The organism is Desulfuromonadales bacterium (assembly GCA_035620395.1).
Taxonomy (GTDB): Bacteria; Desulfobacterota; Desulfuromonadia; order Desulfuromonadales; family DASPGW01; genus DASPGW01.
In genome coordinates this window covers 1-9405 of record DASPGW010000158.1, presented here as the reverse complement: position 1 = coordinate 9405, position 9405 = coordinate 1, and the positions used below count along the sequence as shown (strand labels likewise).

Genomic DNA, 9405 nt, shown 5'->3' with positions numbered 1-9405 from the left:
CTCTGACATCTCCTGCCGGCTCACTTTCTGCCGCGGGCCCTGGTGCAGTTGGTGACAGTCGAAGCAGCTGACATCGCTGATGGCATGGGTGCTGGCATTCCAGTGTTGGAGATTAGGCGTGGAAGCGGCTGAATGGCACTTCAGGCAGATGAGCGTCTGGGCCTGGGCGGGAAGTTCCTTCAGCGGCAGCAGGGTCTCGAAGCTGCAACGCTTTTCTCCTGAAGCCGTTTCTACCAACACTGCGACCGCCAGGTCGCCGGGACCGTGACACGATTCGCAGTTGACGAGAGGAAGGCCGCTCTCTGCCGAAACCTGGGCGCCATGCACGGAATGCTGCAAGTCCTGGGATATTTTGTCGTGCACATGGCACTTGGCGAGACATGCTTCGTTGCCGATGTAGTTGGCATCGAGCCGGCCGACGATCAACTTTTCAAATTCAGGGACAGGTCTGATCGGCCTGTCGGAGCGGAGGGTGGAGAGGTCGGTACAGGCGGCAAGAAGAACAAAACCGATCGCTGGAAGGGAAATGATTTTGATAACTTTATGCATCAAGACGGGCCTCCTGAGAACACAGAATATTCATGATCAAAAAGGTCGCGTCCCACCCGGGATACGATGCCTGAATTTAATCCGGATGCAAGAAACATGGAAACCGGAACCGCTAAACACCTGACCTAATTATGCCTTTTATTTCGGTCAGTTAACCCCAATGATCAATAACCGGAAGTTGCCAGCACCGCCAATTGACGTTTTTCCAGCCAGGGGCAAAGCAAAACCACCACATCAGGACGCAGAACTTGTCGCGAAAAGGATCAGAACAGGGTCCCGACGACGACCCCGAGGGCCGACATCGGTCCCTGGTCGCTCAATCCGTCCACGGCTTTTTCGACTTTATGCAGAGTGGTTTTTGCGTCACGGTACAGGTCGTCCTCGTTGATCAGTCGCCCGATGGTCCCCTTGCCATCATCGATCTTGGCGGCAATACTGTTGATCCGCTGCATCGTGGCGCGAGTTTCTTCATAGAGGGCGTCATCATTCACCAGCTTCCCCAACGAACCGGTTCCGTTGTTCGCCTTGGCAGAGACGTCACGGATATTGGCCAGGGCATCGGAAGCATTGACGTAGAGTTCGTCCTCGGCAAAGAGTCTCCCGACAGAGCCCTTCCCTTCCTTGACCCGCGTGGAAATTTCACTCAGGTTGGCAAGACTCAGGGCGGCGTTGTCGTAAAGAGTGGAATCGGTCAACATCCGCCCCAATGACCCCTCACCACGCTCGATGCGGGCCAGAATGACCTGAAGGTTGGCAGCTGCGCTCTGCACCTCCTCGTACAATGCCGGGTCATTGACTATCCGCCCCAAGGTCCCCTCTCCCTGGTCGATTTTGCGGGTGATGTTGTCGATCTGCGTCATCGTCTCGACGAAAGGACCCCGGCTCTCTTCCACCATGTCGCCCAAAGCGCCAAGAACCCTTTCCTGATTCCGGTCAAGATTGGTTATCAGCTGATCGATATTGGAGCCTTCCCGCGTCTGCACGGTGGAGCCGGGGGGCAGCGCCTTGCTCTGGTCGGACCCGAAGTCGAGTCCGAGGAACTGCCCGCCGAGAAGATTCGTTTGCCGAATCATCGCCACCGAATCTTCCTTGATGCGCGTTCCATCCACAACGTAGAAGTCGATGCGGACCTTATTGTCCTCGATGCCAACGGCCTTGATTTTCCCCACCTCGACGCCGGCCAGGCGAACCGAGTCACCGGGATTGATGCCGACGGCTGCCTCAAAATAAGCAGTGTAGTCGTTTTGGGTCTCAAAAGGACGCCAGTCCTCGACCAGCTCGATCACCACCGCCAGCGCGAAGATCGTTGCCAGAAAGAACAGTCCCACCTTTTTTTCCGTGGACAGGGCCATCTTAGTCCTCCCCCTTGATGCCTTTGGTCGTAGTGTAGATGAAATTGCGGACAACGGGATTCTGGCTGGCCTTGATCTCCGCCGGGGTCCCGACCTCGACAATCCGGCCTTCGCTGATCATGGCGACCCGATCCGAAAGATAGAGTGCGAAGTTAAGATCGTGGCTGACAATGACAGTCGTGAGATTGACCTGCTTTTTCAGGTTCATGATGACTTTGGCTAATTCGTCGGAGGTGACCGGATCGAGTTCGGCAGTCGGTTCATCGTAGAGAATCAGATCCGGGTTCATCGCCAGCGACCGGGCGATGGCAACCCTCTTGCGCATCCCGCCCGAAAGCTCGGAAGTCATCAACTCCTCTTTGCCTTCCAAGCCGACCAGGCGAAGTTTTTCCCGAATGATGCGGCGAATACGCGACTCACCGCACACCCGTTTTTCCCGCAGCCAAAGGCCGACATTCTCGCCCACGGACAAGGAATTGAAGAGAGCCGAGGACTGGAACACCATGCTGTAGCGGAAATTCCGGCGACCCTGGTCCTGGCTGGTTTCGTAGATGTCCTGATTGTCGATGAAAATATGCCCACTGTCCGGCTTTTCCAGTTTAACGATATGTTTAAGCAAAACGCTCTTGCCGGTCCCGGAAGGGCCGATGATGGAAAAGGTTTCGCCGGGCAGAATTTCGAGATTGATGTCCTTCAGGACGTGGTTGCCGTTGAAGGATTTATGAAGGGCCTCGATGCGGATGCCCACTCCGCGTGGCTCTTCATAACTGGACTGGCACTCCCCTTCTTCGTAAATGGAAGCGGAGAAGCCGTGCACCAGTTTGGATAGGATGCCAGTCTTGAGCTTCTGTTCCTTGTCGTTGCCATCGGCAGAAACCATTTGTCCATCCGTCTAAAGCATGAGTCTGGTCAGGAAATAATCCGCGATGAATATCAGCAGAAACGAAAGAACAACCGAACGGGTCGTCGATTCACCGATCCCGCGGGCACCGCCGGAAGTCTTGAAGCCGACATAACAGCCGACCTGGGCAACAATTCCGCCGAATACCATGGCCTTGAGAAGTCCCTTGAAAACGTCCTTATAGTCAAGGAACTTGATCATGTTGTCGTAATAGACACCAAAGGGGACATTGATTTTCGGATTGATATCGGCGACCAGCCCGCCGCCGGCAATGCCGATGATAATCGAAAAAACCACCAGTGCCGGCACCGCGAACAGACATGCCAGTAGCCGCGGCATCGCCAGATAACGGACGGGGTTGATTTCCAGGGTCTTGAGCGCATCGATCTCTTCGTAGACTTCCATTGCCCCGACTTCCGCCGCCATGGCCGAACCAACGCGACCGGCCACCAGAAGGCTGGTCATGACGGGACCGAGTTCCTTGACCATGGACAGGCCGACAATGATCCCCAGCGCTTCCTGCGACCCATAAATCGCCAGAGTTCCACCGGTCTGCAGCGCCAGAACCATGCCGATGAACAGGGACATCAGAGAGGCGATCGGCAGGGTGCCGATACCGATTTCGCTCATCTGCCTGAAGATCGCCGGCAGATTGCGCGGCGCCTCCTTGCAATAGTAGACAGTCTCCAACAGCAAGGCCAGCATCTCACCAGCGCCTTGGGCAGCGTTCAGGATTTTTCTTCCTATCGTTTCAAGAATTCGCATGCAACTCACCCTTCGGTTTTCGCCGCATCGACGTGACTGCCAATGCCCCAGGGAAGAAAAAGGAAATAGACTTTTTTCCCCTCAGGGCCGGAACGATAGCGGAACAAACCCTTCAGCAACTGCCAGTCAACCGACTCTCCAGCCTGCTGCTGATAGCGGAAGAGAGGAAAAACCTCCATCGCCAGCGCATCAGCCCGGCGCTCTTTCCAGTAAAGATTCCATAGAAAAGACGATACTTCGTTGCCGTGAGAGTCCCATTTTCGCTGGTAAAGGCGCCACAAGGGGGACCAGTTGCGTTCGATCCCGCGGTTTTCGGGAAAAAACGGCTCCAGCAGGGAAAGTGTATGAAAATGGGAGATCCCCCTGGTTCTCGCGTAGGTAAAGAGCGGCCAAAGGGATACTTCACGTTTGCGCGGGGAATCCTCCTCCAGCACCCGCTCCGTGATGTCGGAATAAAGAAAATAGAAAAGCCGGTCGCGGCGGCGCTCCAGGACCTCGGTACGGGTTTCCTCGATCTTATAGATCGGCCACAGATACCATCGTTTGCGGAAGGAACCCGTCCGCTCATTGGCGTAGAGGGGGAGAAACCTGACGGATTCCATAAAAGTGCCGTGTGCAAGCCGAAAAAGCGGCCAAGGAAAATTCCACTCCTCGTAATCCTTGCGCCGGTCCTCCAGGTGGCTGAAAAAAGGCCAGAGATAAGTCCGGGAACTCAGTTGCGGAGACTCTTCCCCGACGAACAAGGGGAAAACCGCACGTCTATACAGGGGGTTTGCGGTATCGAGTTGCAGATCGTAACGAAAAAAGATTGGCCAGAGATAAAAACGCTTGCGATAGACACCTTGCTTCTCGGCAGTGCCGAAAAGTGGCCAAACCTTCAGGCCCGATTCGTCTTCGCCACTGATCCGGGCAAAAACCGGCCAAAGAAGATTGGTGACCGTCGTCCCCCTTCTCCGGGTTTGGCTATAAGCCGGGAAGAGGGCAAAGCGGATTTCGTCCCGCCCGAAGAGGTCGTAAATCTTGCCACCCAGCGGGAAAAATGCAAAATAATCCCCCCGGTCCTCGGTGCGGCCGTAGAAAAGAAATGGAAAAAGAGAGAACTCGTTGCCGCTCCCATTTTCTCGCGAGCCGAAATCGTAGTTGAGCAGGTGCAGCCCCTGAAAATAAGAGAGTTCCGGCTCCCTCTTTCTGGTGGCCAGCGGATAAAGATATTCGCTGTAGCCGATCCCCACAGAAGGGTCGGTAGCATGGAAATACAGGGGCCGCAACCCGAATTCCCGCTCCTCGCCCTTTCGTTCGTATTTCAGAAAAGGGCCGAGGGCATTTACACTGACATAGTCAAGTTGTTCGTCCTGACGATAGTCGACAAGGGGCCAGAGCGTAAATATTCTCCCCTCTCCGGCCCAAACCCGGAGAGGCGAAAAAAGCAGCAGCAATGCCACTTGCATGAGAAGAATTTTACGTTTCATCGGCAGCAACGGCAGCAGGCAAAAAAAATTAATTTCATCAATAACGCGCGATACTAACAGGAGCCAAAAAGAAAGACAACAAAAGAGACGCCTGCGGCCACTCGACGTGTGTTAATCCCAATCAACTCGGCGGCGGTGAATCCTTGTCGCTTTTCGCGCGGCGGGCGCGGTTCACAAGCAGCATGATCCCCCAGATGAGGCCGCCTATAAGCACAATAAATAGAAAGTCACCGGCTGAAAATTCTGACATGTCAGGGACTCCCTTTATCAATGAGTCGACATTTCGCCTCAATGGCCGGAGCATACTCAGGGTCTAGCGACAAGGCGCATTCTAAGGCGGCAAAAGCACCTGCCGGATCCCCGCTCCTGCCACGACAGATACCGAGCAGCCAATAGAATTCAGGGGAAGGAAACTCATTCGGCACGCGGCCTTCTTCCTCGAGTCGTTCCAGAATCAACCGGGCGCTTCGTAGGTCGCCTTCTACGTACAGGTCGAGGGCCTCGCCGATTGCCTCCAGATCATCAACGAGAGGATGGTCCGGAATGTCCTGTCCCGCAAGCTGGACTATCTTTTCGCTCAAGGCCAGTCGGATGGGTCCTTCGGCAAGCAGTTCGACAACCCCCTGCCAGCGGCGAACCGCCGACGGGTAGTCGCCAAAGAGAAAATCAATCTGTCCAAGCTGGTTGAGACAGGAAGGGTTGTTCGGCTGTAATTTGAGAGAGTGCTGCAAAGCGCCCATTGCTGCAAGCAGGTGCGGACGGCAATTTTTGAGTTGAGAAAAAAGCAGGCCCAGCTCCAGGTTCACCCTCCCGATCTGCTGGAGAAGCCCGGGATTTTCGGGATCCAGTAATGCAAGAATTTTCAAACTGGTCAGCTTGCGCCGAATATAGGGAGCATCGACCTCCTTGTGATCCAGCATGACGATCTGGGAACCCAGGTCGGCGATATAATGCGGATAGGCATCACGCAGCAACTCGGCATAGCAGCTGTTGTGCGGGCAGTCGGGAAACTGGCGGAGATAATCGTATAGTCCGCGGCCAATGGCATCGCCAGTCGGCTCGCCGGCGAGATCCTCCCGGTGCAGTGGCAGCGGCAGTTGCGGCAAGACAACGGGATGCTGGTCGGCACCCGTTTCAACCACTCTTCCCGAGGGTGGAGTCCAGAGCACATACTGCGTCGGCTCAAGTGAACAAATTGGTTCATTCGCGTCTGTCATCGGTATCGGCCCTTCATCCTTTTCTGCCATGCTTGAGTTTCGAAAACCAGATATCAGAACTTCCGGTCCGGAAACGTGTCTATGCCGGCATCGACACCCGGCACCTTGTAGATTCGTACCCCGTCCCAGGACCTCTCCAAAATGCCGTCGTGGATTGCCCAACTCCGGCCGCGAACACTCTTTTCCATTCCCGGTCGGCGAAACGGCGACGCCCCATCCAGCCGGTGGTAAAGACGACCGCCCGGCTGAAATTCGCGGTCGATCCAGAGCATGAGCTGCTTGCCGGTGATATAGTCGAAACCATATTTTTCATACCGGATGGCGTTGTTGTAGGACAGCGGCTCGGCCACAATGGTATCGATGCCGAGAGCCATGACAAACGCCTCGAATCGACGAAAAAAAGGGGAGAAGAGCTGCAGACCTCGACGCACCTGGTTGGGAGAGAGTCCCGCCGCCATGGCTTTGAGTTCTTCGCCGAAGTTCCGGCGCAAGGTGCCGAAACAGTTGTCCCGGCCATTCTCGTCGATGTCGATGTCGTAACGCTCCGCTTCCGGGTCGTTGATCAGACAGAAGGCAAGCTCGATCTGCCGATACGGGGTGTCGGCGATTTCGACGAAGAACAGGCAATCCAGATCGCCCGGTCGTCGGCGGATCTCGATCCGCAGCAGACCCAGCCCATCAGGGCAGACGAAATGCACCAGGCGATGGCCTTCACGGTCGCAGAACGTTGTACGGCCGATGGCAAAGTCATCGAATACCGCATCAGGAATCAGCTGTGCGTAAATCCGCTCTTTTTCTTCGCGCTGCAATCGATTGATGTCGCCAAGACTCAGGAGAGGAAAACCGTCCCGGTCCTGCAGAAGAGGTATCGGCGGCTTCATCGTCCGCCTCCCGGCAGCAGCCCGTGCAAGGGAAAGAGCTTTCGTTCCAGAAAAGCCAGGTGGTGCTCCAGCCGGCGTTGGGCGCGGGCGAAGTCATCCGGTTGCGCGAGACGGGGAAGATCGCGCAACCTCTGTCCCTGATAACCGAGTTTTGCGGCGGCCTGCATGAAACCGGGCGGAAGCAGATCGGGAACCGACATATCCAGAACAGTGGCCCAGATCAGTGCCCAGCCACGGGCCACATTCACTTTGTCGTAGCCGCCACCTCCCAGCACCACCCAGGGCACTCCCGTTTCACGGAAGGCCCTGGCGGCCAGCTCCAGAGAACCGGTGGTCAGCTCGAGACGGGTCAGCGGGTCGCTGCGCAGCGCATCCACGCCCATCTGGGTCACCAGAACGTCGGGGCGGTATGCATCCAGCAGAGGCAGGACAATACGACGCAGGGCCTGCTCGAAAATCAAATCATCGGCGTGGGGTGAAAAAGGAATGTTGACCGCATAGCCATAGCCCCGGCCCTGTCCCAGCTCTTCGACAAACCCGCTGTAGGGGAAAAAGTCCTTGCCGGATTCGTGCAGGGAGATGGTCAGTACCCGATCGGTATCGTAGAATGCCTCCTGGACACCGTCGCCGTGATGCGCGTCAATATCGACGTAAGCGACACGCAGTCCTTGCTGCAGCAACTCCTGGATGGCAATGACCGCATCGTTGAGATAGCTGAATCCCGAAGCCCTGGCGGCATGGGCATGATGCCAGCCCCCGGCCATATTGAAGGCCGCGCGGCAGCCTCGAACGGTTACCTGCCTGGCGGCCTCCACAGTTCCGCCGCAAACCAGCCGGGACCAGTCGTACAATCCCTGAAAAACCGGATTTTCCACGTCCCCGAGGCCATAACGGAAATTGGCGCGCGGCTCCGCATGCAGACTGAACTCGCGCAAGATGGCAAGGTAATCCTGACGATGAAAAGCCAGCAGCGCCTGTTCGGTTGCGAGTGGACTCTCTACGACTGCGACTGAAGGAACAGCGAGCAGACCCAGTTCCTGGATCAGATCGAACGCCAAACGATAACGAAGTAAATTGAAGGGGTGCTCTGTCCCATAGGAATAGTTGCCGAAACGGCTTGAGTAGATGAAGGTAAAATGACCCGTCATGGCAGCAGCGTCCTCCGCGATTGTTTTACACTGCCGCCCGGAAAAGGTCAACCGACGAGGAAAGCGGCCGGAAGGCTGGCATGCTGCCGATGGCAAAAAAAAAGGTGGAGCAGAAGCTCCACCTTGGTACCTTCCCTCAGGAAGGTTTGGAATGGTGATCCCTACGGGAATCGAACCCGTGTTACCGACGTGAAAGGCCGGTGTCCTAGACCGCTAGACGAAGGGACCGTATATGTCAAGGAGCGAACCCCTTGGGGCTGGCTGGGGTGCTAGGATTCGAACCTAGGGATGACGGAGTCAGAGTCCGTTGCCTTACCGCTTGGCGACACCCCAATCGGAGTGATGTATTTAACAAAGAAGCCAAGCGGAGTCAAGGGTAAATTTCAGTACGCGTTGATTTGCTGAGGCCTGGCACCATGGACGGGAAACAGCGCCTCACCCCGCTTCCCTGCGAAAATCGTCATCCTTGATGCCGAATTTTTCCAGGCGATAGAGGAAGGCCTTATAGCTCATCCGGAGCAGCTTGGCGGCTTTGGTGGCGACGCCACCGGTGCGTTTCATCGCCTTGAGGATGAGCTCCTTTTCCAGATTTTCAAAATCGAGTCCCTCCTCCGGCAAGTCGAAGAGGACCCGGTTTTCCGGCTTGCGGCTATGCAGCAGCCTGCCGATATCACGCAGGGTGATGACATCGCCATCGTTCAGCAGAACGGCCCGCTCTATTACCGCCTCCAACTGCCGGACATTGCCCGGCCAGCGATATTCAACCAGAGCCTGCAGCGCATCGGGCCGGATTTCCCGGACGCGTTTGCCGAATTCGGAATTATATTTATGAAGGAAGTGTTCGACAAGTACCGGAATGTCCTCGGACCGCTCCCGCAATGCGGGCAACTCGAGGAAAACTACATTGAGCCGGTAGTAAAGGTCTTCGCGAAAATTCCCCTGCTCGACCTCCTTCTCCAGATCCTTGTTGGTCGCTGATATAATCCGGACATCGACCTTGAAGGTTTCCTTGCCGCCGACCCGGCGCACTTCCCGGCTCTGCAGAACGCGCAGCAGCTTGGACTGCATGGTCATCGGCATGTCGCCAATCTCGTCGAGAAACAGGGTGCCGCCATTGCTCATC

10 protein-coding genes and 2 tRNA genes are annotated in these 9405 nt (G+C 56.1%); 1 reads left to right on the top strand and 11 read right to left on the bottom strand.

Going from position 1 to position 9405, the window contains the following annotated elements:
• The 5 genes from VD811_08485 to VD811_08465 form a co-directional block, all read right to left on the bottom strand.
• Positions 1–549: multiheme c-type cytochrome (locus VD811_08485; protein ID HXV21007.1), on the bottom strand; the 549-nt coding region annotated here is incomplete at its 3' end.
• A gap of 263 nt (positions 550–812) precedes the next feature.
• A complete protein-coding gene (locus tag VD811_08480) occupies positions 813–1901 on the bottom strand; it encodes an MlaD family protein (GenBank protein ID HXV21006.1) in 1089 nt (362 codons plus the stop codon).
• A 1-nt stretch (position 1902) separates the two neighbouring features.
• Positions 1903–2781 carry an ABC transporter ATP-binding protein gene (locus tag VD811_08475; GenBank protein ID HXV21005.1) on the bottom strand — a complete coding sequence of 293 codons (879 nt, stop codon included), beginning with the start codon at positions 2779–2781 and terminating at the stop codon, positions 1903–1905.
• A gap of 12 nt (positions 2782–2793) precedes the next feature.
• A complete protein-coding gene (locus tag VD811_08470) occupies positions 2794–3567 on the bottom strand; it encodes an ABC transporter permease (GenBank protein ID HXV21004.1) in 774 nt (257 codons plus the stop codon).
• Positions 3568–3572: 5 nt separating this feature from the next.
• Positions 3573–4169, bottom strand: coding sequence for a hypothetical protein (locus VD811_08465; protein ID HXV21003.1), 597 nt, complete (start codon positions 4167–4169; stop codon positions 3573–3575).
• Between the two features lie 9 nt (positions 4170–4178).
• On the opposite strand from VD811_08465, the gene VD811_08460 reads away from it, so the two are divergent.
• Entirely contained in the window at positions 4179–5093 is a 915-nt protein-coding gene (locus VD811_08460) for a hypothetical protein (protein ID HXV21002.1), read from the top strand.
• Between the two features lie 194 nt (positions 5094–5287).
• Here VD811_08460 and VD811_08455 read toward each other — a convergent pair whose 3' ends face one another.
• The 6 genes from VD811_08455 to VD811_08430 form a co-directional block, all read right to left on the bottom strand.
• Positions 5288–6283 carry a hypothetical protein gene (locus VD811_08455; protein HXV21001.1) on the bottom strand — a complete coding sequence of 332 codons (996 nt, stop codon included), beginning with the start codon at positions 6281–6283 and terminating at the stop codon, positions 5288–5290.
• A 23-nt stretch (positions 6284–6306) separates the two neighbouring features.
• On the bottom strand, positions 6307–7134 hold the full coding sequence (locus tag VD811_08450) for a hypothetical protein (protein ID HXV21000.1): 828 nt from the start codon (positions 7132–7134) through the stop codon (positions 6307–6309).
• Positions 7131–8282 (bottom strand): acetoin utilization protein AcuC, encoded by a 1152-nt coding sequence (locus tag VD811_08445; GenBank protein HXV20999.1) that lies wholly within the window; start codon positions 8280–8282, stop codon positions 7131–7133. Before VD811_08445 ends, VD811_08450 begins: the two co-directional genes overlap by 4 nt.
• A gap of 152 nt (positions 8283–8434) precedes the next feature.
• Positions 8435–8510 (bottom strand) — tRNA-Glu (locus VD811_08440).
• A gap of 30 nt (positions 8511–8540) precedes the next feature.
• Positions 8541–8615, bottom strand: a tRNA-Gln gene (locus VD811_08435).
• Positions 8616–8717: 102 nt separating this feature from the next.
• A partial coding sequence (locus tag VD811_08430; protein ID HXV20998.1) for a sigma 54-interacting transcriptional regulator occupies positions 8718–9405 on the bottom strand: 688 nt, incomplete at its 5' end.

Excerpts from the sequence above, each read along its gene's own strand:
- VD811_08480 (HXV21006.1), bottom strand. The coding sequence starts at position 1,901 with ATGGCCCTGTCCACGGAAAAAAAGGTGGGACTGTTCTTTCTGGCAACG.
- VD811_08475 (HXV21005.1), bottom strand. The coding sequence starts at position 2,781 with ATGGTTTCTGCCGATGGCAACGACAAGGAACAGAAGCTCAAGACTGGC.
- VD811_08470 (HXV21004.1), bottom strand. The coding sequence starts at position 3,567 with ATGCGAATTCTTGAAACGATAGGAAGAAAAATCCTGAACGCTGCCCAA.
- VD811_08465 (HXV21003.1), bottom strand. The coding sequence starts at position 4,169 with ATGGAATCCGTCAGGTTTCTCCCCCTCTACGCCAATGAGCGGACGGGT.
- VD811_08455 (HXV21001.1), bottom strand. The coding sequence starts at position 6,283 with ATGGCAGAAAAGGATGAAGGGCCGATACCGATGACAGACGCGAATGAA.
- VD811_08450 (HXV21000.1), bottom strand. The coding sequence starts at position 7,134 with ATGAAGCCGCCGATACCTCTTCTGCAGGACCGGGACGGTTTTCCTCTC.
- VD811_08445 (HXV20999.1), bottom strand. The coding sequence starts at position 8,282 with ATGACGGGTCATTTTACCTTCATCTACTCAAGCCGTTTCGGCAACTAT.